We start from the raw sequence: 26,748 nt of genomic DNA on the forward strand, positions 1-26,748 counted from the left end.
ATCTTTTCTTATAAAGAATTTATTATATGTGGAACAGAAGCTACATAATTTGGCAAGTCTATTCAACGAACTCCATTTCAGTCGTTATTATAATTTGGATTCATATGCAGATTGATTGGTGATGTCGTCAAATACTTGACTTCCAATCATATAGTATCCATGAAGTGCAGCCTCTTTCGAAGCATCTACCATACGGAAAGAAGAAATTTCACCTTGCATTTTTTCAATTCGTTTTTTGTGGATATCTACTATTCCTCCTGTCCAAATAATAGTGTCATACTGGTCTAGCTTAAATTGTTCTTGTAATACACGCATAACGTCTTGGAAGTGTGTATCCAACTCTTTTTGAATCAAAGTAGCAACCTGATTTGTTTGATGATTTTCTTCTCGACCTCCATATCCTTTTTCTAATATTTTTGGCATGTCGTTAATATGCAAGTGATCACTTTCCCCTGCATGATTCTGCAGGATATTCTTAATATTTTTCAAAGGCTTGCTACATCCTAGTTCCGTCTCATAATGATTTAAAATAACATTCTGTTTCATATCTGTCATTTCTAATGTACGAAATCCACCATCAATAATTAAGATACGATCTCGTTCCTCAATGATTCCCTCTTTTAAGAAATAGGCATGTAAAGCGACCGGTTGCTGAAGAATCAAAGCATTTTCCACCGTAATATTAATAAATTTCCCATCAATTTGCACGGAAGTTTCTTTTTTTAGTGCACGTTGTAATTGCTCATGCTGACTACCAAAACAAGTAACGGGAAGCCCGGTAACAACTAAAGGTAACACGACATTTTCTTTATAATCCTTTGCAATGCAACCAAATATTTGTTGTTTAAACTGTTCGCTTTCATAATAATTTTCTATTTCTTCGTCAAATGGAGGAAGAAATGAAGCGTCAGATTGATGTGCTTCATTTCCCATGTAGTATGCAAAGTCTAAGTCTATAAAACTTACCTTTGTTAAATCGTCACTTTCAGCATGATTAGGTACAGGGGCTAGTGTGGAAGCTTCACTCTTAATCGTCATCTCAGAATCTACATCCTGTCGATATGCCCGCTTGGTAAAGCCAATTCCTACATCAATTGCATACAGAGATTTCATACTTTTTTCCTCACTTTCTCTTTTTAGAATTAAATCTAAGCACTCTCTTCTTTCCCTTCTTTCATATATTTCTTTTCATTTTTCGTTTTTTCCTCATCTATGTCCTTACTATTTTGATTTATTTCGTAATCCTTTTCATCTTTTTTCTTTTTATTATTTTCGTTTTCTGTTAAGTCTTTAATAGTAGAAATGACAACTGGTGTGGCTGTAAGTAGTTGTGGTAATGTTTGTTTTGCAACATTAGCTGCAGTTACAGAGAATTGTTTACTTGTCTCAGTTACCTTCTCTAATGTTTCCTTTATGTTTCCTTCTTGTAGTTTGTCTTTTACGCTTTTTCCTTTTGTTTGTATAGCTTTCCGATTTTCTTTTTTTAATAGGGAAACCATGACTCCGGTCGTAATCCCAATCACAGCATATTTAAATATTGTATGTTTCATTTTTCTCACCCTTCTCTACTTTTATTTTCTTCCATGCTACAACCTAAAATGTAGCCTATTTCAATTTTTTCTTAAAATAGCAAGTTAGTATTACCTTACCTATTTATCAGATGTTGCAATCTATTAGAGAGAATGATAGTTTTGCGGCTGCCTATCACTCGCCGTTGGTGTTTCAGCTGTTACTAGGAGTAAAATTCTCCCTTGATCTAGTTTTTCTTCATATAAGTTAGCTTCCTCCTTCGACAACCCCATTTCTTCCATTTGATTTCGAAGTTCGTCCCCTTTTTTGGAGAAAAAGTTGATAATACTTGTTCCCAATCCTTGTTCTTTTACTCCAATCGTATTTGTGTTTGTATCATCCGCAATCTTTTTTGTTAGATGTTTTTCATGTGTTAAGACGTAAATGTCATCTTGGTGAATCCCTTGCAATTCTAGCTCTTTTACTTTCATAACTACTTCCTGTTCATTTTCATATTCATGAACCACCGGTTTTCTTTCATTCTTATGCATTGTATTTTTCCTCCCTTAGTTTTTTATTTTCTTATTTAGTTGTTATGTAATATGTAATACACCTATTTTAAAGATGTTAAACCTAAATTTTCAAAAAACTTCATGCAATAGGTTATTAATGTTTTTGAATATCAAAGAAATGTCACGAGCACTTTGCTTTGATAACAGTGTTACAAATAACAATTCGTTTGGAAGACAAGCCTCTTTTTTGATCATTGGATTTTCCAACGACATAGAAGCACAGCGCTGCATTACATGTAACTGACCCATGAGGTTCTCTATTCCAAAAGAAAAAAGCACCCCGATAGATGCCTTCTTTAATTGTTCTCACTATAATTTATTTAGATAATTCTCCTATTACTGTAAGATACATTTATTCTAGTTCCTAAATCTCACTTATTTCTTAATTCACCCATAACAATATAAAACCAAATAACCTACCATCAAAAAATAAAGAAAACAGGTTATTTGGCTATTCATTCCATAGGCTTAATACTCAAGTTAATCTTTTTTCACGCAGTTAAACTTTATTAAGAAAACCTTAAGGAATTTCCCTCTATATTTATAAGAATTTTTTTCTATACTGAATTATATAAATGAACAAGAGGAGAAATGATCATGAAGAAATTTGTACTTTTCCCAATAGGATTAGGCCTACCTATATACTTATTACCTTTCATATTACGCGGGGATTTGGATAGATTTAATCCGATTGCTGAAGAAAAAAATGTATACGCCATTGCGAAGGGATATGGTGTTCCAGATTATCATCATAAAGGACGAGCTATGTATACCCTAAAAGGTGTTGATAAATCAAAGAATGAGAAAGAATATACAGTAGGAACTAGCACCCCTAATGATTTTATAAAAAAACTCACTTAAAAATTCATGTAAAAGGAAAGTATGTGTATTCTTACGACGTTATTTCTGAAAAGGATATTCCGGAGAAAATAAGAAAGCAATTAGAGGTAGAAATTAAATAAAAGAGCCTACTCTTATGAGCCGGCTCTTGATTACCTCTCCAACCTACCATTAGGATATATTGAGGAAGTAGAATTCTTTAGATCACTTTATTAAATTCATTATCATTGTTTTAACAACCATTGTTCAATTACTTTCACAGTTTCATCTCGTTGTGCTTTTGGCGTAATTAAGCTTGCATTATCACCTTTTTGCTCACCGTACATGCCAAAATGAGCATGATTTCCACCTTTTATCATGTGCATAGTTGTATTCTTTGACATGAACTTTTTATTTTTCTCTATTTTTTCTACATTTGCTAAAGCATCTACTTCCCCATAAATTGATAACATTGGAATCGATTTCGTAGAGAAGTCATCTGCAGGATAAGAGCCTAAGAAAATGATTCCGTCTACCTTGTCTTCATGTTGGAAGGCATACTTAGAAATCATAGCTCCCCCCATTGAATGCCCTGCAACATACCATTTTTGAACTTCAGGATACTGTTCCATTACACTGTCTACCGCATTGATTCCAAGTATCGCTAAGTTTAATGGTAACTTAGGCATCACTACAAAGTGCCCATCTTTTGCAAGAGCTTCCCCTAAGTAACTATAAGCCTCAGCTTCTACTTTAGCTCCTTGGTAAAAAATAATCCCTACTTTAGCATCTTTCTGTCCAAAAACGATATGATCTTCATCTTTTTTATCATCTACTAACGACAACGCCTCTTTCGTTGGTTTATAAGTAAACTGAGACCAAGTCAAAAACGTAATACTTCCTATAATTAAAATACCTAGTAAAGAGTACAGAATAATTTTCATCCATTTCTTCACAAAGATGACCTCCCTAAGATGTATATATTCTATATTTTAGATTACCATTCATACACATAAAAACTCGAGCATTTTTATTGTGCTCAAGTTTTTATTTACGTCTTTAATTTATACTATAAATGGTCCAAGATAAATATGTAGCAAAGGCAGACCATAAAAAATATGGAATTAGCAACCATGTCGATACTTTAGATAATTGGGAAGAAACCACTATGAGATGTAACGTAGTAATAGCGACTAGTAAACAATCTACTGTTGCTAAAAATAAATTTTTTTGACTGAATTGAAAATAGCTGAACGCTTGATTGAACATATAATTTAAAAGGAATACAAACCAAAATGTTTTTGGCTTACATCCATATTTGTTGTAAATAATTGCAACTGATAATGCAATCAGTCCATATAATACTGCCCAAATCATTCCGATTGTCATACCAGAAGGTGTCCAAGACGGCTTTTCTAGCGCAGCGTACCACATGCGATCAATAGGAAATAAAACACTAGAAACATAAAACAATCCATACGTTAGTAAGAACACTATAATACTAGATTTTTTCATAAACATTCTCCTTTTTACTAGAAGATTATAGAAACTTTATATGATTAGTATGTCCTTGTAATGGATAAAATTCGAATATTTAAATTTCAAATACATATTGTTTAACCTATTTTATACAAACTCTTTCATACTTTTATATGCACAAAGTGCTCTCTCCCGTGCTGCCTTATGATTAACAACTGGCAAAGGATATGTATGACCAAGCGTTATATTGGCCTTTTGTAAAATATGCTCAGGTGCTTCCCAAGGTTTATGTATATATTTATTAGGCATATCTCTTAATTCTGGTACCCATTTTCTTATATACTCCCCCTCTTTATCAAACTTTTCTCCTTGTGTGATTGGATTAAAAATACGAAAATACGGTGATGCATCTGCCCCGCTTCCAGCAACCCATTGCCATCCCATTGTATTATTTGCAATATCAGCATCTAACAGTGTATCCATAAACCATTTTGCTCCTTCTTGCCACGGAATTAACAAATGCTTTACAAGAAAAGAAGCTACAGCCATTCTTGCCCGATTATGCATAAAACCTGTTTGCCATAGTTCCCGCATTCCAGCATCAATAAACGGATAGCCAGTTTCACCCTTCTGCCATACTGTTAATAACTCCTCTTCATTATTCCACGGAAAATGTTCAAAGCTCTTATTAAGAGGTTTATATACTGTAAATGGATAATGATATAGCAAATAATAAGAAAACTCTCGCCAAATCAATTGACGTATAAAACTATTCACTTGTTTTTCAAAAAGACTACATTGTCTTTCGGTACTTTCATTTACTAAGTAATGATACATAAACTTTACTGATATTTGACCAAATGAAAGATACGGTGCCAACATCGAATGAGCATTTTCATTTGGAAAATCTCTTCCTTCACTATAAGAGGCTAATTTGCTAGAGAAAAATTTCTTACATGTTTTATATGCTCCTTCTTCTGTAGGATCCCATATTGATTCAATATGAGATGTCCACCGTATTGTCGGCAGCAAATGTAATTCTGAAACAGATAAGCTTGCTGGTAAAGAGTTTCCTCCTTTTATACGCTGCACTTTACTAATAGGCTTATGTATTACCTGCTTTTGAAATGCATTGTAAAAAGGCGTAAACACCTTATATTCAGTGTTATCTTTCTTTTTAATAATCCACGGTTCTAATAATAAATGTGAATTAAACTCCTTACAAATAATACCTTTACCTTCTAACATCATTTTCATTTTTTCATTAGATTGTAATCTGTCCGGATCATAGCAAATATTCCAATATACAGCCGTTATACTTAATTGTTCTATGAGAGAAAATATTTCTTTCTGTGTATTTCCTTTGCGAATTATTAAAGTAGAGCCCAATGCCTCAAGTTGCTTTTGAACATCTATTATTGCATGGTGTAACCACCACTTTGACGCACTTCCTATTGAAAAAGTTTCGTCATGTACATATACCGGAACAACCTCACCGGACTGAGCAGCTTCAAATAGTGCTGGGTTATCATATAAACGAAAATCTTTTTGAAACATAACGATAATTTTATTTTGCATGGCTATCCTTTCTTACTCTTAAAACATAATAGATTCTTTATGTGAATGATCATCTTTTTTACTTTTGCATTATTATATTAATAATTCTTTGTAATCATAAACAAACGTTTCCATAGTTATTGGACTTCTATCTAGTAAATTCGATAAATCTGATGTGACTTTTTTAGCTAATCCTAATTTTGCAGTTGTATATATTCCAATCATAACCCAAATAAATTCATTGTTAAGTCCCTTTTGAACCATTCTTTTTCTAAATTTAAATATACTTGGATTTGTATAAGTAATATCTTTATTTATTATTTTTGAAATAATAGCAGCAACTTCATAATATGTTAATGCCTCATTTCCCGTTAAAGAATAAGCTTTAAATTCATGCCCCTCTTCGGTTAATATCTTAGCTGCAACTTCTCCAATATCCCGTACATCTATAAAACTTGTTTCCCCTTTACCAGCAGGTACTTCAATTATTTTTTCATTTCTTAATTCATCACCATGTTGTGATAATAAATTTTGCATAAAAAAGCTCGGTCTTAGGAATGTGTAAGGGATCCCAGAAGTCTTTATCATAGCTTCAATTTTAGCATGAGGTACTATCGGATTTTTTTCTACACCTAATAAAGATAAAAATACAATGTGTTTTATACCTATTTCTTTTGCGGCATCTACAACAGGCTGGAAATACTTTTTTGCATCAGCTAGATGTGGCGGTCTTATTAGAAAGACTTTAGTAATACCTTTTAAAGCCGCCTTTACAGATGAGGGGTTTTCAAAATCAAAATATACTCCTTCATTTTCTCTACTGCGCGTTGTGACTTTGAAAGTAGCATTTCTTTTTATTAGGCATTTTACAACCTCTTTTCCTACATTCCCTGTAGCACCTGTTACTAAAATCATTTTAATCACCCTTTATTTTTTTGTAAATTTTGAATCATACTTTGCAAAACTCGAACTGTATTTTCTACTTCCTCTTTAGGAATACTAGCTGTAGCATTTTTTATAACTTCATCGCTTACATTTTCTATCTCCTGTATTAATGCCTTAGTTTCATCAGTTAAAAATATTAAATGTGACCGTTTATCTTTAGGATTATGTTTTATAAGAATCCATTCTTTTTGCAATAATCTTTGTATAATTCCGGTTACTGTTGGACGGTCTGCTAAGAGCCTTTCAGCAATCATAGCCGGGGTGGTTCCATTTGGATAAAGAGATATATCCTTTAACACAGACCATTGCTGAGCTGTTATTTTATATTCTTTTAATTGATTTGATAATTCTGTTTTCGTCATTATACTTACCTTGTGTAATAAATAGCCTAAATTATTCATATAACCTCCAATATAGTTAGTACACTAATTACATAGTTAGCATACTAACTATAACGTATAATTACAAACTTCAATTAATAGTTTATATATAAAAGATATATCAAATTCTTATTTTGTACTATTTCATATTATATTTAAAATCTTCTTTAATCCTGTTTTGCATGTATTGTACACTCTATATACAAAGATTATTCCTTGCTGTTACTTTAAATAAGCATTTACAATTGTATCTAGCATAGGTCTTTTTTATTGTCCGATTAGTCATACTTATTCTTAATTCTGCAAAATAAAAAGAAACTGGAGAGAAATATGGGAAAACAATTTGATAAACAGTCAAACTTAAATACATCTATGGATTCAACAATCCTATGTACTTTTCAAAACAAAAATGCTATAAATATACTTTTGAATACAGGTAAGCTTATAGCCGATCCTATTTTTGTTAGTAAAGAAGATTTCACCGCATATAAATACATTGTAAGACATATGAAACAGAGTGGTATTGATTTTATTATAGATTTGCCCATTTGGGCATGGCATTCATGCAACGGTTACAAAAAAAAGCCTACTGTTGAGACAGTAAGGGAATTACTATCAGATATTCAATTAGAGAAAGAAATATACCTCATCGAATTCGCATGTCCTAATTTTTTATTCATGCTAACAAACTATAGTCGATGGTGCGACATTTATTTTAAACTTACTGACAATCCTAAAGCAATTATAACAAGTGATGAAGAAAAATACTTATTTGATCTTTATCCTGCCATGGAGGAAGAATGGGAATATCATCATATCCAAGCAACTCTCCCCTACCTAAAAAAAGAATGGATTATACAAATAACAGGACTTAGTAAAATGAATGGATGTAACAAATAATATTGTTTATGAATGCTTTATTTAAGCATTCATAAACATAACAAATAGTCACATTAAACTAATGCATTTAAAATAGCGCTTTTTATATGGTACCCTAAATACTATGATTTTGCATACGTGCAGCTTACTCATTTAGTTTTGGTCTAGTTTGTAAATATAAATTCAAATCCGGACTTGAACCGCTAATAATTACATCTCGAACAATTTTAGAAAGTACCATACTATATACTAATCCATTATCTCCATATGCATAGATAAAGTGACAATTTGGAAACTCTTCATACATTCCAATTATAGGTAAACCATCATGAGTACCACCATAAAAAGCACTTAAATAAAATTCAGGTTCAACTGTTATATTTGGAAAGAGCTTATTAAATTCATTTACTAATTTCTCTTTTTTATGAATTAATTTTGAATCTCTTTCTTGAGCAATGTTTGTATCTTCATCTAACCCACCTATAATAATCCTGTTATCTGCAGTAGTTCTCATATAAATATATGGTCTCGCAGTTTCCCAAATAAGAGTACGCTTATACCAAGAAGATAAATCTTCCACAGGATTAGTCACAATTGCATATGAGCTAATCAGTGTAGCGTTCTTCTCCTTTTTAAATTCCAAACCTTCATATCCTGCAGCCACAATTACTTTTTTGGCAGTAATAGAATTGCCCCCTTTTGTATAAAAAACAGCACATTCTTTCTCTAACTTTTTGCCAACGATCTCCGTATCTTCATAAATGTGAACTCCTTTATTAGAAGCTTGTTTTAATAAACTATGTGTAAATTTATAAGGATTTATTTCACCATCATTATACGTATAAATAGCTGCACGTTTTTTAAATGGATATCTCTGTCCAATTTGTTCCTCTGATAGCCAAGTCGCTTTAAAATCATGCTTATGTAAATAATACAGTTCCTTTTCTAATTTCTTTATATCCTCTTCATAGCTTGCATAATATAAACTGTCACGTCGTTTAAAGTCAGAGCAATAAGGTAAGTTTTGATCAGCATATTCAATATCATTAATAGCTTGTTCACATAATTTCATATGCTTAACTGCATACTCTTCTCCAAATGTATTTACAAGCTCAAAAAACATCTTGTCACCTAAATATTGAATAAGTGCTGTATTGGTAAGGTTACTCCCGTTTCCTACCTTTCTTTTATCAACGATAACAATATTTAAATCTGATTCACTCAAATAGTATGCTGATTGAGCACCTGAACTCCCTGCTCCTATTATTAGTACGTCACATTTTATATCTTCTTCCAACCGAGGATAAGAAGGTGTATTAGAAAAAGTTGTGTTCCAATATAATTTTCCTTTCTGTAAATCCATTTAAAGTGCACCGTCCTAAATAAAATAGTTATATCCCCATCTGTATCTCCAAATCATTCTTACAATATACTTCTTATCAAATTTATTTTTGCTACCATTAGATTATTAGTGCAATATTTTGTTCATCCATATTTGGTATTAAACTAAGCTTATAAAAAGTTAATAGTATATATATTATTTATTTTCATGTAGAAATTTAAGAACTCGATTAAAAGCTTCTTGACCTGCTGGAGTGTTCATTTTAAATTGAAATTCATGTGCTAACTCACCAGAGATATTTTTATCAAAGAAAAGTGTATCTACAGGTACTCCTTTATTTTGTAAAGTAGAAGCTAATGCTTTACCTTGCTCTTCAAATGATGCAGTATTTCCATCTGTGATGAACGTTGGTGGGTAATCTTTTGTAACGTGTTTATAGATAGAGGCGATTTCCATTTCAGGTAATGTTTCAAACTTCTTTTTCCCAAAGTAAGCCCAGCCAGTAGTACGCATAAAGTCTTGCACTTCTTTGGATGTTTCCATTTTAGCTAATGCAGGCATATTATACGGGCCACAAAATAGCAATATACCTTTAATTGTAGAAGGAGCAACAATAGCGTCAATTCCGGTTAATTTCGCATACTCTGGAGATGTTTGAATAGTAACGAATTGTCCAGATATTTGCGCTCCAGCAGAATCTCCTGCAAAATACAAGTCATCTAGTTTTACATTATATTTCTTTGCATTTTCTTTTATATATTCGTAAGCCTCACCAAGTTGTAGTACCGGTGTAGGATACTTTCTTTTAGGAGCAAGAGTATAATTTATATTTATTACTGTATAACCACGAGCAGCTAATTCTACTGCATAACCAGTAATGTCTGATTTATCTCCACCTACAAATCCACCCCCGTGTACCCAAAAAATAACAGATGTTTTTTCCGTAAGATTTCTGGGATAAATAATGTCTAATGTACCATCAGGAAATTTAGAATTATAATTAATATCTTTAACAATTCGTGTCTCTTTTAGAGCGTTTTTATAATTGTTAGATTGAACAAACATTCCACCTTCAAATGCTTTTTTTATGAGAAACGCTTTCGGAATAGGTGAAACATTCCAAAAAACAAGTCCGGCAATAATCAATCCGAAAACAATACAAATAGTTAGTAGCATTCTTTTTTTCCATATCATTTTAGTTTTTAACTGTTTTATTCTCATAATTAAAGAATCTCCATTCTTTTTAATAATAATCTTAAAATAAATCACAACATAAATTTTTATTTTCCGCCTGCTAATCCGTCCTTAGAATTTCATTCAAAAGGTTATATATTTTTATTATGTACATATTAGATATCTCCTATAAAACACATTAAAAATTCAAACAAAAAGAGCAAAAGATCCTCATTTATAGAAGATTTCTTTTGCTCTTTGTAAAGGACACAAGTCCAAATAAAAGTTGCTTATCTATCGATAATTTACACATAAGAATGCATTTTTTTCGCTACTTTATTAGTAGCAATTTTAACAACCATTTCTTTTTCACCTGTTCTATCAATCCTGAAACCATGAACTTTAACATTAGACGGCACTAATGGATGATGACGAATCATATCTATACTCTTCTCAATATTTTCACTAACATTTTCTTGTCCACTTAGCCATTCATTCAGGCTACCACTTGAAAATTCAGGCATGCAATTTTTAAAGAGATAGTCTATTTCTCTGTTATTTTTTATGGAATCACGTTGAATTTGTAGATTAACTACATCAGTTTCTTTATCCTCTATTCCGACAACAAAAATTTCTTCTACATTTTCTTGATAAATAGCAATAATAATAGATCTCATTATATCTCCATAAGGATGTACAATTACAGAATCATAGCTGTGTATAGTCAACATGTTTTCTTGTTGAATGTTAGTTACTTGTTGGATAATAGGCTCTATCCCATGTTCAATGTCTGTTAATAATAATACTTTTTTATTCTTTGAATTCATATGGAGCACTCCTTCTTCATTATCGTATTTATGGAACTTTTAAACTAATAACGACAGTTGATTATTCATGACATGATTGTTACCAATTTTCCCATTGTCCTTCTTGATCAACACTTGCCAGTCTAACCCATCCATTTTGAACTTTTTCTCGAAATGTGAGATTGGCATTTAGCAAACGCTCTATATATTCAATAGGTGCTTGAATTACAATTAATAAACGAAGTGGTGAATGATATGTCTCACTATCTGACTGCATAACCGATTGCCAAGGTAAGCCTGGCAACAGGTCACTTGCATTTCCTTGCATAACACCGAGACCTGCCGTTACGGTTTGGGTTGTTTTGTTTCCACTACCATAATAATGAGGAGCTACAGTTGAAGCGTAATACTGTAAATTTATCCACTGAGCTACTGTTCCTGGTCCTGCAATGATGCTAGCTAATATATCGCCACTTTCATCCTGTTTCCAATCATAATTATGAAGGAAAGCCCTTCCTTCCAAGTCACAATCCTGAGTTAATTCTCGTTGTCCAATAATAAACGATGCATTACGGGCTAATCCCCATTCCGGACGTATTTCACTCCAATCTTCTGCAAATCGATGTGCCTCTTTACTCGGATTTTTTATTTTCGTTTTAAAATTAGGTAAGTGCGTTAAACGCTCTCTATTTGCATGCTGGCTAACATTTGGCATAATTGATTCAATACTATCAAATGCTTCTTGCGCAGTTTCTGAAAGTTCTGGGACGTAAATCCATTCCAATTCATCCACTGTTGTTTTATGTTCAGCTGCTGCAAAAATGGTGTCCTCAGGAATTTTAATACCTTCAGCAGCCAATGCCTCTCTTACTTCTGGAAGATTACATAAAGTAGCAAAAACTCTTGCATTGAATCCTCCTGCTGCTCCGCCACAAGCACCACATTCAAGCGCTGCAGCATAAGGGTTGTTCGTACTTTGACTACTGTGTCCACACATTACAACTAAAGGTGCGAATTTTTCTGTCAGTCCCACCATTTTTAAAGCTTGACGCACATAATTCACTTTTTCTTCTTTCGTAAAACCGATAGGTATCTCACATTTTGTATCATGAACATGATTAAGTGAGAATGTTGTATCAGGTTTTTGTAACATATTTTTACGAAGGTTACGAATGAAACTACCTACTCTTCTTGGCACAAAACTTCTTGTCATCATTTGTAGACCAAGTAAAGGGCCACTTACCTCAGGTAATAGCATACTTGTAAGTACATTTTGTTTCATCGTTTTAAACGTATAACTTACTGAGCTGTCTATCTTCTTACGTTGTTGATAATTTTTAAATTCATTTTCATCCGTGAGCTCTTTTATTTGATGTTTCGGTTTCAATATAACTGGCAAAGAAGGATGACTATCATTACTACCTAGTTCACTAGTCGCGATTGGTAAACCAAAGAAACCGGCTATTCCAAACGTTTCGAACGGACCTAATTTTTCTAGATGGCGGCGAAACGGTTCTGAACGTACATCAATACAAAATGCTAATTGAGCTAGTACACGTTTTTTATCATTAGTTGCACGTTGTTTAGAAACAATCTTTTCCCTTAATTGCTCTGCATGCGTCTGTTCCCAAGCTTCTAGCCAAAGTTTCCTGCAAATATTTTCATCAAAACGATAAGCAAATGCTAATAATTCGCTTTGTTCAGCTGCAGACATTTGTGACCATTCCAGGGTTGAAATATTCCCCCAGTAGATCCAAGAAGCTATAAGTGGGACAATCGCAACTTTTTTCTCAGCCTTTTGATTTTTTATAGGTAAATAAGGTTTGACAATGGCCAGCTCCATAGAAATTCGAACTGCTAAATATTCGATAACGAGTTCCTGCTCCTGAGTTGACTGTCGTGAACGCCATAGTATCATTCCTGCCCACCCAGGCAAAGCAAGCAAGTGCCCTTCAAGGTAAGCTTGCATGTTAGATTCAGAAATTCCTAATTCAGATAACGCTCTTGTTAAAGCTACCTGAGCATCCTGTGGCCAATCTTTTAAAACGCTACGCTCATTTTTACTAAGCGCTGGATCAAATTTAATAAGGTGATGCCACGCACGATACAAACCTTTCTCTCGATTTGGCATCGTCCAACTTGACCCGGAATCATCCAAATATAATTTACACCATTTAATGATATGATAATTAAGAATATCAGATAGGTTTTCACCCTTTTGATTCTCTATAAGTGAACTTACAGGTTGCAAAGAAGAGTCTTTCATACTCTCTGTATTTATATAACTCATTTCTTCTGCCAGTTTATTTAATTGCGGCGATGATAATAGACTAGAAGGTAATTCCTCTAATTTTAATGCTGCTTGGCAAAACTGCTCCGCTTTCTTTCGCGGGATATGAAAAGATTGTGAATCAAGCCAATGAGACAAGCCACTTTGTAAAAATGATTCCTCAATCTCCCCTTTCGTCTTTGCCGAATGAATCATAGAAGCACTAGGATATATATCCACATTACGAATTTCTTTTAACCAATCTGCAACTTGTTCAAATGATTGTTTTTCAAGTCCCATCCAAGGGTGATGAGCTGCAAATGTAGCGATCGGCCAAAGTGGTGCAATCACTCGGCTAGCAGATTCAACTAAATCATTCATATTCTTTTCTTGTACTTCAATGTTTGTATCTTTCTTTTTTAAAGTTTCTTTCGTTAAGATTGACTGTATGCTCATCACTAATTACCTCCCTTTGATACATAATGTTTAAGATAGCTTGGATGACTTTCTACTGACTTTTGTCTCGCCTCACCTACTCGAACGAACCAAAGATACATTACAGCAAATATAGTAGAGGATTGATTACGAGTAACGAGAGTACTAATAGCACTACCAAATAATAAGAGACATATAACAAAAATAACGGCTGAAGCTGAAGGTTGAACATTTTGATACATGTCAGTATGCAACCATTTGTAAAGAGAATTATGAACGGTAAAGTAAATGAGAGAAAACCCAGCTAAAATAAATACGCCAACAATTCGTCCCATTCTTCCCTCTCCAAAAACAACAAGCTGTTTCCATGAAAAGTATAATGACCACCCTAAAATGAACGCACTAACTAATTGATACCCTTCTCCAGAAGTCGTAAACCAAAAAGCAATCGCTATAAATAATCCGAAAACACGCCCGACCATAGTCCATAAATTAGACATCTTTTCATTAGACGGCTTCCCTGCCCCAAAACGTTGTACGGAAGAACCAGCTTGTAAAAACAGTGTAGCTTTAAATAAACCATGTAAAATTAAATGAATAACAGCCGCCAAATAGGCTCCTAATGCGCATTGAATAAGCATAAACCCCATTTGTGCAATAGTTGATCCCACTAGCTGACGTTTATAATCAACTTGAACTAGACTAATTCCTGTTCCGATTAAGATAGAAATACTAGAGAAAATTAGTAAAATGATTTGTGCAATATCATCATGAAAAAGAGGTGAAAATCTAGTTAACATGATACCGCCAGCATTTACTAAACCCGCATGCATAATAGCAGAAACAGGAGTTGGAGCAACAGCTGACTCAATTAACCACCTTTGAAAAGGCCATTGTGCTGCTGGAATCATCACAGCTACTATAATTAATAAGTTAATTCCTGTTTTCTCCAACGTTCCAAATTGAGCTACATTTTCATTCGTTAAAACTGATGTTAACTGCCACTGTCCAGTGACCTGAAAAAGCCAAATGATAGCTGCTAGCAAGGCGATCCAGCTTATTGTAAATAAATAACTAGAAATTTTTGTTGCTTCGCTAACTACTTTCCACCCTTTATTTAGACCTATGAGTAAAACCAATCCTATAAGAGTTGCTCCCCAACAAATAATCATGAAACGAAGATCATTACTTAACCATGCGACTGAAGATACACCTGTAGTAAATGTAAAAAGTGCAAAGTATTTTCGATATGAGCGATCTCCCAGTAAGTAACGTATAGAAAAACGCTGAATGATTAAACCAATTGTAAGAACAAAGAAAGCCATGAACCAAGCTAAAGTATCTAAATGCCAAGGCCCTACAACTCTATCTCCATTGTGATTAACAAGTGCGAGTAAAGAAACCAATGAAGGCAAAGCAGCGATACCAATATGGATATGAACAAAACGTAAAGGCATCCTTGCATGTAAAAACAATAATCCACTTAGCCAAGAAGCGCTAAGCGCCATAAAAAATAATGTTATCAGTGTTGATGAACTCAGCGAAATTAACATGTACAATACTCCCTTCCAAACGAAAATAACCTATAAAAATTCCTTTTAAGTAAGATAGTTTTTTAATTTCAATTTTCATTCACTCTTTTTAGTACATCGTTTTTTTCCATAAAAAAAACCGACAACTTCCATAATTCAATGATTTTATATCATCATTGAATTATGGAGATTGCCGGTTTCACTTCAACTAACTTGAATAAAGTTTTTTGAAGAGCTCCCATTTTATAGAGGATAATGTGTGTATTACTCCTGTTAAAAAAAATGTATATTTCTGATCTCCTAGATTATGCAATCAATATATCAATTTATGTTATGTGCTATCTTTTAATTAAGAAACTTTTTCATTTAGTCAATATTACATATTAAAAAAATGCTAAAGCCTTAATTATAGCAAACTGTTAAAATGAGCATCTATCAATTTTTTAAAACAATTATAAGATAAACCATATTAAGCAGTTTGTCAATTTCTTTATCCATTTTCCGAATCAAAATTCATTATACATAAATAATTTCAAGTTTTCTCATTTTCTAATTATCACCATACTAATAAAATCAAATAAAGTGCACAACTTGTAGGTGTCTTAATTATCTCACTGCATTTTTAATTTATCTTCCACAAACCCTAAGGTGGTTTTAATTTTTAAAATTTCTCCTCAAGATTATGAAACAATTTAAAAATCATTACTCGCTCACCTGTACGCGAACTTATATCCGTATGAAAACTTTTCACTTTTTCTCCAGTTAATTCTAGTATAATCTCTTTCAAATCATCAATTCCAGATTCAACTAGCTCCGAACGATTTTTCTTTATCGTTAACATACCGTCTTTTGTTTCGCAAACAGTATATTCAGCCGGGGTTAAAATACCTTGTAAATTTACAATAATCATATCCCGTAATATATCTGTCTTAACGGATATAGACCCGCGTCCTAAGTAGTCCTTTTCCCAGTGGGTAATTGCTTTACTTATCTCTGATTCAATAAAGCCTTTTGAGTTTTTCATTTATGTATCCTCCTTCAATAAAATAAATTTACAATAACAATATAATAATCTGGATTAATTTTATTTTCAATTATTGAGAAAAATTTATTGGGATTGTTGCAAGGTATCCTTTCATATCATATTAATTTTTAATATTACAATATAGATTTTTTTGATTATTCCCAACAAGATACTCTTACTACAAAGGCTCTTTGGCATAGGTTTCTAAAAAGGACATTCTGGAGAAAGTAAGGGATTTCTTGTGACATAATACATAAACGAAAGAGCCTACTCTGATGAGTAGACTCTTTCTCTTTTTAATAGCTCTGCTACTGTTGAATCAACTGTATCACTAAAGGTTGTACTCCCCAAACGATGGTATACGATCTGTTCCCATCTTTTTTTCTGACTTAAGTTGATGCGATTATATCATTCTACAGCTTATATATGTTTTTGTATCCATTCATGTATAAATTGTTTTTCACCTGGAGTAAAGGCTAGATCCCCATAACGAATCTTCTCGTACACTTCTACAATTTCATGTGAACAACCGATACGTGTTAACCATTGTTGAATCGTTTCATAGGAACGTCTTTGTTTAGATACTGGTAAATTCCGTTCCCATTTCACTAATTCAGCACGTATAGGATTATGAGGCAATGCATTTATTTTTTTCGTTCCGATGGGAGATTGATCTATTTGGAACGGAAGTTTTTTTTCATCTATCTTATCTTGTAGCAATTGTTCTTTATTTCTTCTGGACTTATAAATGAGCCCAACAATACATAATATTATAATACAAAAGTAAATTATTATATTATTCTTAGATGTGATTTCTCCCTTTACAAGCGGAATGTGTGAACTTTCATCCCCTGTTTCTCTAGGTTCATCAATCCATAATTTCCCGCCCTTTTCGTCATCTGATTTATTACTCGCTTCACCATAAAAGTCTTCCTTACTCTTTCCACCGGTCAACGTTTCTGCAAAACCATCTATAAGATAAAATTTTGTGTTATTAATCATCCATTCCTGAAATATTTCACGTGAATATAGGGCTCCTTGTGTTAGAAAAAAGGCAACAATTATAGTAATACAAAATACAATTAAGCGAAACCTAGCAACCATCCACTTGTCCATACTATCTCCTTTCTATTTTACAACCTGCAACCAGTTTGTTTGCTGCTGTGGTGGATATCCAATTATAAGTGGGATAGCACCCGGTTCTTGCTTTCGGAAACCGGTTTTATAAAATACCTCTGAGGACACAGGCTGGTCGTTTTCCGTAATTGTAGACAACAATTGTAAAGCTTTATATAACTGTGAGCGATTTCCTCCCGAACGGATTTGTAAAATACCGTTATTATGTACACTATTTACCCATAGTTCAAAAGAACAATCTTGTACAAGTAACTGCTTACACACCCCAGTCGTTACCTCAATTAACCATTCTATATCTGTACGCCATGTATAAGAATTCTTACCAACAAGATTGAGATAAACCGCATAACGGTCCCCTTGCGAAGGTTCGTATTTTTTAGCACTTAATACTCCTGTCCTTGCAGTTGCTCCCCAATGAATAGACCGAAACGCTTCTCCTTCATATGGTTTTACACCTATAATTTTTGTTTCGTTATATAGAGGTGAAACCGTTGCTGTACGGTACCCTTGTTGCCATCGCTTCGTTTCTGGGATAGTTACCTTCGCGATTCTTGGATAAACATGAAATAAAGGCACTTGTTTATATTTGTATGTATAATGTAAAGTAACGAGGCGAAAAGGATCACTCATTACAATTTCGATATGATCCCATTTCCATTTACCACGTTGCTTAGCTTGCGCATACAAATCAATGACAATCTCCTCATTTTTCGAAAGAGATAATGGAATACTATAAAAATTCCCATGCTTTACCCAGTTTTCTTTTATATGCCAGTCTATCCCTCTTTGTGAACGAAAGCAGAAATTGAGAAAGGGAATAGGCATTTTCATATCATTTTGAATATATATTTTACAATATCCCTTTTCATCAATAAAAAGCCGCTCATGATACTGTACAATTCTCCATTTTACTTTAGAGATTTTACTAACATACCAATGGGCAAATCCAATTAATAAAAAATAAGAAAACAACAAAAGAAATACAACGAAATTTTGATAAATTAACCAAAGAATAACAGTTATAATTATAAATACTATAATACTAGATAACTCTGCTATACGATGTTTTATAACGATAGTCTCCATCATACTGACTCCACTGGGGCTGATACAGTTTCTAAAATTTCTTGTATAACTTGTGTCTTAGTTGTTTTCATTTCTCCTTCAATCGTTAGCGTTAATCGATGCGAGCAAACTGGTTTTGCCAGAAATCGAAAATCTTCTGGTGTACAATAACTACGTCCATTTAATAATGCTCGTGACTGAGCGGCACGCATAAAAGCTAAAGAACCTCGTGGGCTAACACCAATTTCTACCAGGTTATGTTCCCGAGTAGCCTTAACAATATCTAATAGATAGTTTTCTACTTCTTCGTGGATTAAAATATTCTGAGCTTGTTGTTGTAAATCTAGAATCTCTTCACATGATAAAACGCTTTGTAAAGACTCCATTGGATTCCCTAGACGAAATCTACGTAGCATTTCTCTTTCATGTTCCCTATTTGGATACCCTTGTCGAACAGTTAATAAAAAACGATCCAATTGTGCATCTGGGAGTGGAAATGTACCAGATGATTCCAAAGGATTTTGTGTAGCTAATACTAAAAACGGGCTCGGTAATTTGTAAGTATGACCAGAGATAGTTACAGTACGCTCCTCCATTACTTCTAATAAGGCCGATTGTGTACGAGGTACCGCACGATTAATCTCATCTACAAGTGCGATATTTGCGAAAATAGGACCCATTCGAGTTTTAAAATCAGATTCTTTCATATCAAAGTATTCGAGACCAATGACATCACCTGGTAATGTATCAGATGTAAATTGTAAACGTTGGAACTTACCATCTATACTTCTTGCTAAACTTTTTGCCAATGATGTTTTTCCTGTTCCAGGAACATCCTCTAAAAGGATATGCCCGTTTGCTACCAAAGCAATCATGACTAGTTCAATTGCAGCGTCATTTCCAACAATGATCTGAGCAATATTATTTTTAACCGCCTTCAATATATCCATCTAACCCTCTCCTTTAATCAAGAAATTCTAACAAGAAAACCTTTATTCTCCCAATTTATTAGTTTTGTAAACTAGTGCAGTCAATATATCGATATTAGTATATAAAAATAAAAACAAAGAGATGTGTTTAACATCCCTTTGTTTTTCAATAAACTACTAATTTTAATGAACCATCTTAAATCGGCTTACCAACTGTACATGAACATCTAAAGACCACAGTAGACCCACAAGATGTTCCAGTCTTACAATCCCAAACATCATAAGTATGATTACCCATATAAGATGTACACTTAGAATTAGGATTGCAATAATATCTACCACTACAATCACATAATATAGCTCCTAATAAACCACTCATTTTAACACCCCCCTTTTTTAAAAAAATACCAAATTTTCTTTATATTGTAAATAGTTTATTTTTTAAAAATTCAAAATTTTATCCATAGTAACCTCTTAAATCCGCAGTGAACCTTGGTAGTCCAGCAATTTGTTGCTGCATGTTCACCAAAAGAAATGTAGGAAACAACTGAATGTTATAATCTTTCATAAACTCTGGAGATCCTAAGAGCGTTAGAAAGGGTGATTCTTCAAAATGTTCTATATTTAAATTTTGGTTAATTGGATTATTGACGATTAATACATAATTGAATTCGTCTTTATACAAACTAGCTTCTTCACTAAATTCTTTAATATCTAGTGAACAGTACTGACAATGTACATCAATGATTAACAGAATAAGTGGCTTTTTTAATAGATCCCTTAAGGTAAATATTTTCCCTGAAATAGATTGGAGGCTAAAGTTTGGGGCTACTTCCCCTACTAGACCCGGTCCATTTTTTATTTGGGATCCTTGTTCCCTTTCTGATAGGTCTACTAAAGTTTGTAATAACTGCACGCGCGTCCGATTCGTTACATATAACAAAATAATTACAAATGAAAATGGAAATACTAGTAACAACAAAACATCCCCCTTTTACTATAGTATCGTTTAAAATTAACATTTATACTCTCGTACTCTATCCTCCTTCCACCGTACATTTTAACATAATGTTATATTATGGAAAATATACTTTTTGACAATTCTAAAAAATTAAACTATTCCTCTTCCATATCTCATTTTAACATGATATTATACTGTTAATAAATTACATTTTCGAAATTAAATACAATATATTGAGGGATTTCTAATGATTAATACCTATTTAACAAGATCTATAAAATTAGTTGGATGTGTATGTAAATTAGAGTTGACACTGTATATCATTATACAAATAATCGAAAGTTTTACGCCGCTACTTTTGCTACTCACAACGCAAAGAATTTTAAACGGCTTACAAACACTTGTGAGTACAACCCATAATTCAACTAAAGAAGTCATGTTCTATTTAATTTTACAATTCATATTAACAATTTCCACGTCACTACTAGAAAAGGTAGAATTGTATTTATTTACCCGGATGCAACAAAATATTGAAATGGATGTTAAAGGGAGATTAACACAACAAGTAGTTAACATAAACTATGAGAACTTTGAAAATCACGAATTCTATAACTTAATTCAAAGATTCCAAGGCGACCTAGGATCTCAATTCCTTAATCCAATGATCCAACTTCTAGATATACTTAAAAATAGTATTATCCTAATCTCTGTCCAAATATTTTTGCTGCAGTTTCATTGGCTATTCACATTACTTACAATACTTTCAGCAATACCAATGTTATTAATGCAATTTAAATTTGGAGAACAAAAATACTTTTTAATGAAATTCCAAACTCCTAATGCAAGACTACAAAACTATATTTTTAATTTATTTACTAACCGCCAATCTAACAAAGAAATTAGATTAAACCAATCTCACAATTATTTATTTAAATTTTGGAGAACTAGTCTAAAAGAAAATAATAGAGCTATTCTTAAACAATTATCTTCACAACAAAAAAGAACGCTGCTATTAGATATTCTTACGGCATCAGTTTATGTTTATTTGGCTATCTATTTACTGTGGATGATAACAAAAAAAACTGTTAAAATCGGTGACTTTGTTACTGTGACAGAGGCCGTACAGCGTTCACAGGGTTCAATAAACCAGATAACATTATTAATATCTTCTTTACGAGAACGCACCTTATTTTTAGAGGATGTTTTCACTATTTTAGATACACCTGCTGACATTGAAAGGAAGAATACTCTGTTCCCTGTGCCTCAAAAAATGGGAATACAATTTAAAAATGTATCCTTCACCTATGCAGGAGCAAATAAGAAAAGTTTAAGTAACATAAACTTAGACATCAGGCCGAATGAAAATATTATTATTGTTGGTTCAAACGGTTCCGGTAAGACAACATTAATAAAATGTTTAACAGGATTATATGAAATTAAGGAAGGAGCTATTTTAATTGATAATATCAACATAAAGGACATTAATAGGGAGAGTTTATATGAAAATATTTCTGTTGTTCATCAAGATTATGTACGTTACGAATTTAGTGTAAGTGATAATATACGTCTAGGAAATGTAAAGACCGCTGATACTGATTCTATTATGAAATCAGCAGATAAAGCTGGGGCACATGAATTTATTCAAAACTTACCAAATCAATACGATACAATATTGGGAAGAATGTTTGAAAATAGCCAAGATTTATCAGGTGGCCAGTGGCAAAGACTAGCAATTGCACGAACAATGATTAGAAATGCACAAACCCTTATTCTAGACGAACCCTCATCTTCTTTAGACCCTATTACTGAAGCTAACCTTTTTAGGAAATTAATAGATATTTCCAAAGACAAGACTTCAATTTTTGTCTCGCACAGAATGTATGCTTGTCACATGGCTGACCGCATTATTGTAATGAAAGAAGGTGAAATAGTAGAAATTGGAACACACGAAGAACTGATAGATCAAAAAATGCATTATTACAAGCTCTATTCTCAACAAGCTAATATGTATGAAAAAAAGGAAAGTGTCTATGGAGTGTGAAAAATATGTCAGAAATATTAACTATTGTATATCTTTTTTATGGATATTTATTCCTATTTTCAAGTGTAAACAAACTTAAAAACATGGAAGATCATTATAACACAGTTATTCTGTATAAGATTATACCTAAACAGTTTATACGCATTTTTATATGGCTAGAGACTCTATTCGAATTTTTTATAGGCATTGGCTTCCTTCTTGGCTTTGCAACCTTCTATGTCATACCTGGTGCAATTCTATTATTAGTCATTTATACAATTGCTATAATAATAAACCTTGTAAAAGGTAGAGTTGATTTTGATTGTGGATGTGGTGGTTTAGTAGGTGCGCATAAATTATCTAAAAATTTAGTTTTCAGAAATGTACTTTTGATATTTGTATTAATAGGAGGATTTACAGTCCAACCCTTCTCATTATTTGCAATGGCGTTTGATTATAAATTCTTCCTGATGAACAGTGTGTATATATTAGGAATTCTTGTGACTCTTACTAGCAAAGAACTGTTTGATTTAAAACAGAACATAAAACTATTGACTAAGGGGGAATGAAATTGGAATTAATTTGGGTTATTGCTTATTTTTTACTGTGGGTTATTATTGCTGTTCAAGGTTACTTCATTTATAGCTTTGTGAAGTCATTACGTATTTTTATGAGTAAGGTACAGCTAATTGAAGATAAGAGAAATACTTAAGGGGTGTACTATGAATACATACTGGTTAATTAACATTATTTTTCTATTCATATTAGTATTGGTTGAAAGTATAATTCTCTACAGATTATATAACACTTTAAAATTTTTTGTGACTAAGCTATATAAGATAGAAAGTATTAGTTTTAAACAAGAAATTCAAAAAGGATCTTCAGCTATTCCTTTTAGAATAAAAGACCAATTCAATCACGATATACAGATAAACGCAGCTATGAAAAAACCCATAACCATAATATTTATATCTGCTTCTTGTTCTACTTGTAAGCAATTAATAACTGCTATTAAATATACACCTGAATTACCCATTTATAAAAATTTATTATTTATCAGTCTAGGAAAAATAGAAGATAGATATATTGAAATACTCACCCAAAATAACATTTCATATGTCCATTCAGATAAAATTATAGCAGACTATAATATCCGGCAAGCTCCTAAAGCTATGATAGTTGATAAATACGGAGTAATTTTAGAGGCAAATAATATTAACAATTGGGATGAATTATTTAATATGAAACAACCTGATGCAGCTAGCTAATAATGAATTATTTTATGATCTTTATTTACTAGGCTCCCATATATTTATTAATTGAAAGTATAATTTTATACCAAGGGGTTAAAAAGGAGTTCATCACCTGTATATAGCAGGTAATGAACTCCTTTTATTATACAAAAACCCCTATTTTAATATGTATTTTAGGAAAACACTGTTCTCTTAAAAAGGTACACACTCTTATATAATTTAGACCTTGTTTCTTCTTTCATGTCACACTATTTCCCTCATTATATTTATAAGTCGCATACCACCACATACCCATCGATTTAAGAATTCAGCATTAGTCCATACTCATCAAGCTACTATTTTGTGTACCCTCATTTTATCTCGCCACAGTTAGTCATCTATGAGAATTCAGTTCCTTTTGTTTTCCTCAGCTTGCTGGGTGTGGCGCTATCCCTTTATAAACAGTTTGTGATACGAATGTCATTTGAAAATAAGATCAATATATTCATCTTAAAGCACAAGCTTCATACACGAAGCAAAATTTCATAAAAAAGCCGATTTCTTTATCGTATAGGAAATCGGCTTTTGGCTTAGTTGTTCATTTAGTAATAAAAATACCTTTTTAAAATAACTATGTTTATACTATAGACGTTGATCTTTCTGGAAGTTTAGAAAAAAATGATCCTCGTCATTATATACCCCAAATTCATACCCTTTCTCTTTATAAAATTTAATGATTTCAGGAATAACTTGTAATGATAGCCTTACTATTGAAATTCCATTATAATTTTGTAATTGGAATGAATTTGAATCACATAAAGAACCAGAAGAAAAAATATGATTTGGAGGTATCACGATGAGCCTCTTAATTAGAGCGCTAGAAAAAAATGATTTAGACCATCATCCGGAGATTGATGACAGTTTTATAGTGAATGCTCGGTTAATTCTTTCTCTTTCAAAAAATAGACGCATAGAATATACAATAGAAAACGTTCCGAGTTATGAAAAAAGTTATTTACAAAATGATAATGAAGAACTGGCGTACAATGAATATATAAATAAGCCCAATCAAGTAATTTACATAGCACTGTTACATAACCAAATCATCGGATTAATAGTATTGAAAAAGAATTGGAATCACTATGCTTACATAGAAGATATAAAGGTAGATACAAAACATCGTACAATTGGGGTTGGTAAAAGATTAGTTGATCAAGCTAAGCGATGGGCAAAAGAAGGCAACATGCCCGGTATCATGCTTGAAACGCAAAATAATAATGTCGCAGCATGTAAGTTCTATGAAAAATGTGGATTTGTAATAGGTGGATTTGATTTTCTTATTTATAAAGGTTTGGATATGACAAGTGATGAAGTTGCAATTTATTGGTATTTTCACTTCGAACGAAAATGTTCTTAACGTTAAACAAACTCAAAATAAAAACCCCAATCTCTCTACATTAAAATTGAGAAATTGGGGTTAAGTTATTTAACAATATTTTTTATTTAAAACAAGTAACTAATTAATAACCCTGCTGATAATAAGAAGCCGAAAATCGTATTTGTCATCGCTGTTGATTTCATGGCGATGCGCATATATCCGGGATCCTTTGCTCCTTTTTGGAAACTTTGAATGGCAGAGATTGGCTTTCTCAAACCTAGGAACATCACTAATGCCCAAGGGCTTATATAACCCATCAATACAATTACCGCAATCCATGAATAAGCAATGAAAAAGGCTACAGCTAGTGTTACTACCGCTTTCTCTCTTCCAAGGAGGATTACTAATGTCTTTCTTCCACCTTTAATATCTTCTTCGATATCTCGGATGTTATTCGACATATTGATTGCACCAACTAGAATTCCAATTGGAATGGAAATCAATACACTTTCAATCGTTATCGTATTCGTTTGAATAAAGAAAGCAATGAGTACAAAACATGTCCCCATTAACAATCCAGAAACTAGTTCTCCAAACGGAGTGTACGCAATTGGTAATGGACCACCTGTATATAAATAGCCAACCGCCATTCCAATTAAACCGATGACGACTAACCACCAGCTGCTATTCATACAAATATAAACCCCAATAATTGCTGCTACTACATACAATAAAAGCGCAACTGTTAAAACATTTTTTGGTTTCAATCCGTGACGGACAATTCCGCCACCGATCCCAACAGAATCAGCTGTATCTAATCCACGTTTGAAATCATAGTACTCATTAAATAAATTCGTTGCTATTTGCAATGCTAAACATGCACTCATCATCGCAATAAATAAAAGCCAATGAATGTCTGCAACATAAAGTGATGCTACTGTTCCTAAAATTACAGGAGAAAACGTCGCCGTTAACGTATGCGGGCGCGTCATCTTCCATATTAATTTAGCGGAACTAATTTCTTTTTCATTCCCCATAACTCTGTTCAATCTCCCTACTTTAAGTATAAATTACTAGCAGTTTCTTTCTATCTATTTCCTGCCACGCATCTATTATAGCAAAAAAAGAATTGGCGATAGAACTTTAATGCTCTTGCTTGTCCTTATATCACTCTTGAATTAAGTTATTCAAAAAAAGTCCGTTGCTCACATTCGAACAACGCACCTTTTTATAGCAACCAATTTAAAACATCCTCAGCAATCTCTTCTGGTCTATCCCAGTACATTAAACGCTTATCTTCATGTA

The 26,748-nt window shown here is 32.7% G+C and carries 27 protein-coding genes and 2 pseudogenes; 8 read left to right on the forward strand and 21 right to left on the reverse strand.

Annotation, left to right across the window (positions count from 1 at the left end; genetic code table 11):
• Window positions 1-87: 87 nt before the first annotated feature.
• The 3 genes from FS742_RS07945 to FS742_RS07955 all read right to left on the reverse strand — a co-directional run bounded on the left by FS742_RS07945 (window position 88) and on the right by FS742_RS07955 (window position 2,060).
• Window positions 88-1,113, reverse strand: a complete 1,026-nt coding sequence (locus FS742_RS07945; RefSeq protein WP_144611874.1) for a ParM/StbA family protein — start codon at window positions 1,111-1,113, stop codon at window positions 88-90.
• A gap of 35 nt (window positions 1,114-1,148) precedes the next feature.
• Window positions 1,149-1,550 carry a peptidase U61 gene (locus FS742_RS07950; RefSeq protein WP_144611875.1) on the reverse strand — a complete coding sequence of 134 codons (402 nt, stop codon included), beginning with the start codon at window positions 1,548-1,550 and terminating at the stop codon, window positions 1,149-1,151.
• 123 nt (window positions 1,551-1,673) lie between these two features.
• Window positions 1,674-2,060 carry a YflT domain-containing protein gene (locus tag FS742_RS07955; protein WP_144611876.1) on the reverse strand — a complete coding sequence of 129 codons (387 nt, stop codon included), beginning with the start codon at window positions 2,058-2,060 and terminating at the stop codon, window positions 1,674-1,676.
• A 118-nt stretch (window positions 2,061-2,178) separates the two neighbouring features.
• On the opposite strand from FS742_RS07955, the gene FS742_RS27970 reads away from it, so the two are divergent.
• A complete protein-coding gene (locus FS742_RS27970) occupies window positions 2,179-2,325 on the forward strand; it encodes an acyl dehydratase (protein ID WP_144611877.1) in 147 nt (48 codons plus the stop codon).
• Window positions 2,326-2,678: 353 nt separating this feature from the next.
• Window positions 2,679-3,043 (forward strand): annotated as a pseudogene (locus tag FS742_RS07965) (YxeA family protein).
• 102 nt (window positions 3,044-3,145) lie between these two features.
• On the opposite strand, the gene FS742_RS07970 reads toward FS742_RS07965, so the two are convergent.
• The 5 genes from FS742_RS07970 to FS742_RS07990 all read right to left on the reverse strand — a co-directional run bounded on the left by FS742_RS07970 (window position 3,146) and on the right by FS742_RS07990 (window position 7,282).
• The gene (locus FS742_RS07970) at window positions 3,146-3,856 is read right to left on the reverse strand and encodes an alpha/beta hydrolase (RefSeq protein ID WP_144611878.1); all 711 of its coding nucleotides are present in this window, start codon (window positions 3,854-3,856) and stop codon (window positions 3,146-3,148) included.
• Between the two features lie 103 nt (window positions 3,857-3,959).
• Complete coding sequence (locus tag FS742_RS07975) at window positions 3,960-4,415, reverse strand: TspO/MBR family protein (protein ID WP_144611879.1); 456 nt, start codon at window positions 4,413-4,415, stop codon at window positions 3,960-3,962.
• 111 nt (window positions 4,416-4,526) lie between these two features.
• Window positions 4,527-5,957, reverse strand: a complete 1,431-nt coding sequence (locus FS742_RS07980; protein WP_144611880.1) for a cryptochrome/photolyase family protein — start codon at window positions 5,955-5,957, stop codon at window positions 4,527-4,529.
• A 72-nt stretch (window positions 5,958-6,029) separates the two neighbouring features.
• Window positions 6,030-6,851 (reverse strand): SDR family oxidoreductase, encoded by an 822-nt coding sequence (locus FS742_RS07985; RefSeq protein WP_144611881.1) that lies wholly within the window; start codon window positions 6,849-6,851, stop codon window positions 6,030-6,032.
• 5 nt (window positions 6,852-6,856) lie between these two features.
• Window positions 6,857-7,282 (reverse strand): MarR family winged helix-turn-helix transcriptional regulator, encoded by a 426-nt coding sequence (locus tag FS742_RS07990; protein ID WP_001061039.1) that lies wholly within the window; start codon window positions 7,280-7,282, stop codon window positions 6,857-6,859.
• A gap of 309 nt (window positions 7,283-7,591) precedes the next feature.
• On the opposite strand from FS742_RS07990, the gene FS742_RS07995 reads away from it, so the two are divergent.
• The gene (locus FS742_RS07995) at window positions 7,592-8,161 is read left to right on the forward strand and encodes a DUF3841 domain-containing protein (RefSeq protein ID WP_144611882.1); all 570 of its coding nucleotides are present in this window, start codon (window positions 7,592-7,594) and stop codon (window positions 8,159-8,161) included.
• Window positions 8,162-8,285: 124 nt separating this feature from the next.
• Here FS742_RS07995 and FS742_RS08000 read toward each other — a convergent pair whose 3' ends face one another.
• The 11 genes from FS742_RS08000 to FS742_RS08045 all read right to left on the reverse strand — a co-directional run bounded on the left by FS742_RS08000 (window position 8,286) and on the right by FS742_RS08045 (window position 20,831).
• Entirely contained in the window at window positions 8,286-9,503 is a 1,218-nt protein-coding gene (locus tag FS742_RS08000) for an NAD(P)/FAD-dependent oxidoreductase (RefSeq protein WP_144611883.1), read from the reverse strand.
• Window positions 9,504-9,677: 174 nt separating this feature from the next.
• Window positions 9,678-10,703, reverse strand: a complete 1,026-nt coding sequence (locus FS742_RS08005; RefSeq protein WP_144611884.1) for an alpha/beta hydrolase — start codon at window positions 10,701-10,703, stop codon at window positions 9,678-9,680.
• Window positions 10,704-10,960: 257 nt separating this feature from the next.
• On the reverse strand, window positions 10,961-11,482 hold the full coding sequence (locus FS742_RS08010) for a carbonic anhydrase (protein ID WP_144611885.1): 522 nt from the start codon (window positions 11,480-11,482) through the stop codon (window positions 10,961-10,963).
• A gap of 79 nt (window positions 11,483-11,561) precedes the next feature.
• Window positions 11,562-14,186 carry a DUF2309 domain-containing protein gene (locus FS742_RS08015; protein ID WP_144611886.1) on the reverse strand — a complete coding sequence of 875 codons (2,625 nt, stop codon included), beginning with the start codon at window positions 14,184-14,186 and terminating at the stop codon, window positions 11,562-11,564.
• 2 nt (window positions 14,187-14,188) lie between these two features.
• Window positions 14,189-15,718, reverse strand: a complete 1,530-nt coding sequence (locus FS742_RS08020; protein ID WP_144611887.1) for an NADH dehydrogenase subunit 5 — start codon at window positions 15,716-15,718, stop codon at window positions 14,189-14,191.
• A 640-nt stretch (window positions 15,719-16,358) separates the two neighbouring features.
• A complete protein-coding gene (locus FS742_RS08025) occupies window positions 16,359-16,721 on the reverse strand; it encodes a Na-translocating system protein MpsC family protein (RefSeq protein WP_144611888.1) in 363 nt (120 codons plus the stop codon).
• A 420-nt stretch (window positions 16,722-17,141) separates the two neighbouring features.
• Window positions 17,142-17,837, reverse strand: a complete 696-nt coding sequence (locus FS742_RS08030; RefSeq protein WP_144611889.1) for a hypothetical protein — start codon at window positions 17,835-17,837, stop codon at window positions 17,142-17,144.
• Window positions 17,838-17,849: 12 nt separating this feature from the next.
• Window positions 17,850-18,947 carry a DUF58 domain-containing protein gene (locus tag FS742_RS08035; RefSeq protein WP_144611890.1) on the reverse strand — a complete coding sequence of 366 codons (1,098 nt, stop codon included), beginning with the start codon at window positions 18,945-18,947 and terminating at the stop codon, window positions 17,850-17,852.
• Window positions 18,944-19,873, reverse strand: a complete 930-nt coding sequence (locus tag FS742_RS08040) for an AAA family ATPase (protein ID WP_000353256.1) — start codon at window positions 19,871-19,873, stop codon at window positions 18,944-18,946. The genes FS742_RS08035 and FS742_RS08040 overlap by 4 nt, the downstream gene beginning before the upstream one ends.
• 162 nt (window positions 19,874-20,035) lie before the next feature.
• Window positions 20,036-20,203: a hypothetical protein gene (locus tag FS742_RS27515; RefSeq protein ID WP_158007640.1), complete on the reverse strand. Its 168-nt coding sequence runs from the start codon at window positions 20,201-20,203 to the stop codon at window positions 20,036-20,038.
• A 106-nt stretch (window positions 20,204-20,309) separates the two neighbouring features.
• Window positions 20,310-20,831 carry a redoxin domain-containing protein gene (locus FS742_RS08045; RefSeq protein ID WP_186327154.1) on the reverse strand — a complete coding sequence of 174 codons (522 nt, stop codon included), beginning with the start codon at window positions 20,829-20,831 and terminating at the stop codon, window positions 20,310-20,312.
• Window positions 20,832-21,060: 229 nt separating this feature from the next.
• On the opposite strand from FS742_RS08045, the gene FS742_RS08050 reads away from it, so the two are divergent.
• From FS742_RS08050 to FS742_RS08060, 4 genes are read left to right on the forward strand one after another with little or no spacing between them, the layout of a single operon-like run.
• Window positions 21,061-22,854 (forward strand): ABC transporter ATP-binding protein, encoded by a 1,794-nt coding sequence (locus tag FS742_RS08050; RefSeq protein WP_144611892.1) that lies wholly within the window; start codon window positions 21,061-21,063, stop codon window positions 22,852-22,854.
• A 5-nt stretch (window positions 22,855-22,859) separates the two neighbouring features.
• The gene (locus tag FS742_RS08055) at window positions 22,860-23,402 is read left to right on the forward strand and encodes a MauE/DoxX family redox-associated membrane protein (RefSeq protein WP_144611893.1); all 543 of its coding nucleotides are present in this window, start codon (window positions 22,860-22,862) and stop codon (window positions 23,400-23,402) included.
• Between the two features lie 2 nt (window positions 23,403-23,404).
• Window positions 23,405-23,545, forward strand: a complete 141-nt coding sequence (locus FS742_RS27520) for a hypothetical protein (protein WP_158007638.1) — start codon at window positions 23,405-23,407, stop codon at window positions 23,543-23,545.
• A 10-nt stretch (window positions 23,546-23,555) separates the two neighbouring features.
• Entirely contained in the window at window positions 23,556-24,101 is a 546-nt protein-coding gene (locus FS742_RS08060) for a hypothetical protein (protein ID WP_144611894.1), read from the forward strand.
• Window positions 24,102-24,707: 606 nt separating this feature from the next.
• Here the strand turns inward: FS742_RS08060 and FS742_RS27975 are convergent.
• Window positions 24,708-24,824 (reverse strand): annotated as a pseudogene (locus FS742_RS27975) (polysaccharide deacetylase family protein); the annotation flags it as partial.
• 97 nt (window positions 24,825-24,921) lie between these two features.
• Here FS742_RS27975 and satA point away from each other — a divergent pair.
• Window positions 24,922-25,482 carry a streptothricin N-acetyltransferase SatA gene (gene satA / locus FS742_RS08070; RefSeq protein ID WP_144611896.1) on the forward strand — a complete coding sequence of 187 codons (561 nt, stop codon included), beginning with the start codon at window positions 24,922-24,924 and terminating at the stop codon, window positions 25,480-25,482.
• An 86-nt stretch (window positions 25,483-25,568) separates the two neighbouring features.
• On the opposite strand, the gene menA is transcribed toward satA, so the two are convergent.
• Window positions 25,569-26,480, reverse strand: a complete 912-nt coding sequence (gene menA / locus FS742_RS08075) for a 1,4-dihydroxy-2-naphthoate polyprenyltransferase (RefSeq protein WP_144611897.1) — start codon at window positions 26,478-26,480, stop codon at window positions 25,569-25,571.
• Window positions 26,481-26,748: the final 268 nt, after the last annotated feature.

It is taken from the genome of Bacillus cereus (genome assembly GCF_007678085.1).
GTDB classification, from domain to species: Bacteria; Bacillota; Bacilli; order Bacillales; family Bacillaceae_G; genus Bacillus_A; species Bacillus_A cereus_BE.

Bases quoted from the DNA above. Each gene is read 5' to 3' on its own strand.
- FS742_RS07945 (WP_144611874.1), bottom strand. From the start codon at position 1,113: ATGAAATCTCTGTATGCAATTGATGTAGGAATTGGCTTTACCAAGCGG.
- FS742_RS07950 (WP_144611875.1), bottom strand. From the start codon at position 1,550: ATGAAACATACAATATTTAAATATGCTGTGATTGGGATTACGACCGGA.
- FS742_RS07955 (WP_144611876.1), bottom strand. From the start codon at position 2,060: ATGCATAAGAATGAAAGAAAACCGGTGGTTCATGAATATGAAAATGAA.
- FS742_RS27970 (WP_144611877.1), top strand. From the start codon at position 2,179: ATGTTTTTGAATATCAAAGAAATGTCACGAGCACTTTGCTTTGATAAC.
- FS742_RS07975 (WP_144611879.1), bottom strand. From the start codon at position 4,415: ATGAAAAAATCTAGTATTATAGTGTTCTTACTAACGTATGGATTGTTT.
- FS742_RS07980 (WP_144611880.1), bottom strand. From the start codon at position 5,957: ATGCAAAATAAAATTATCGTTATGTTTCAAAAAGATTTTCGTTTATAT.
- FS742_RS07985 (WP_144611881.1), bottom strand. From the start codon at position 6,851: ATGATTTTAGTAACAGGTGCTACAGGGAATGTAGGAAAAGAGGTTGTA.
- FS742_RS07990 (WP_001061039.1), bottom strand. From the start codon at position 7,282: ATGAATAATTTAGGCTATTTATTACACAAGGTAAGTATAATGACGAAA.
- FS742_RS07995 (WP_144611882.1), top strand. From the start codon at position 7,592: ATGGGAAAACAATTTGATAAACAGTCAAACTTAAATACATCTATGGAT.
- FS742_RS08000 (WP_144611883.1), bottom strand. From the start codon at position 9,503: ATGGATTTACAGAAAGGAAAATTATATTGGAACACAACTTTTTCTAAT.
- FS742_RS08005 (WP_144611884.1), bottom strand. From the start codon at position 10,703: ATGAGAATAAAACAGTTAAAAACTAAAATGATATGGAAAAAAAGAATG.
- FS742_RS08010 (WP_144611885.1), bottom strand. From the start codon at position 11,482: ATGAATTCAAAGAATAAAAAAGTATTATTATTAACAGACATTGAACAT.
- FS742_RS08015 (WP_144611886.1), bottom strand. From the start codon at position 14,186: ATGAGCATACAGTCAATCTTAACGAAAGAAACTTTAAAAAAGAAAGAT.
- FS742_RS08020 (WP_144611887.1), bottom strand. From the start codon at position 15,718: ATGTTAATTTCGCTGAGTTCATCAACACTGATAACATTATTTTTTATG.
- FS742_RS08025 (WP_144611888.1), bottom strand. From the start codon at position 16,721: ATGAAAAACTCAAAAGGCTTTATTGAATCAGAGATAAGTAAAGCAATT.
- FS742_RS08030 (WP_144611889.1), bottom strand. From the start codon at position 17,837: ATGGACAAGTGGATGGTTGCTAGGTTTCGCTTAATTGTATTTTGTATT.
- FS742_RS08035 (WP_144611890.1), bottom strand. From the start codon at position 18,947: ATGATGGAGACTATCGTTATAAAACATCGTATAGCAGAGTTATCTAGT.
- FS742_RS08040 (WP_000353256.1), bottom strand. From the start codon at position 19,873: ATGGATATATTGAAGGCGGTTAAAAATAATATTGCTCAGATCATTGTT.
- FS742_RS08050 (WP_144611892.1), top strand. From the start codon at position 21,061: ATGATTAATACCTATTTAACAAGATCTATAAAATTAGTTGGATGTGTA.
- FS742_RS08055 (WP_144611893.1), top strand. From the start codon at position 22,860: ATGTCAGAAATATTAACTATTGTATATCTTTTTTATGGATATTTATTC.
- FS742_RS08060 (WP_144611894.1), top strand. From the start codon at position 23,556: ATGAATACATACTGGTTAATTAACATTATTTTTCTATTCATATTAGTA.
- satA (WP_144611896.1), top strand. From the start codon at position 24,922: ATGAGCCTCTTAATTAGAGCGCTAGAAAAAAATGATTTAGACCATCAT.
- menA (WP_144611897.1), bottom strand. From the start codon at position 26,480: ATGGGGAATGAAAAAGAAATTAGTTCCGCTAAATTAATATGGAAGATG.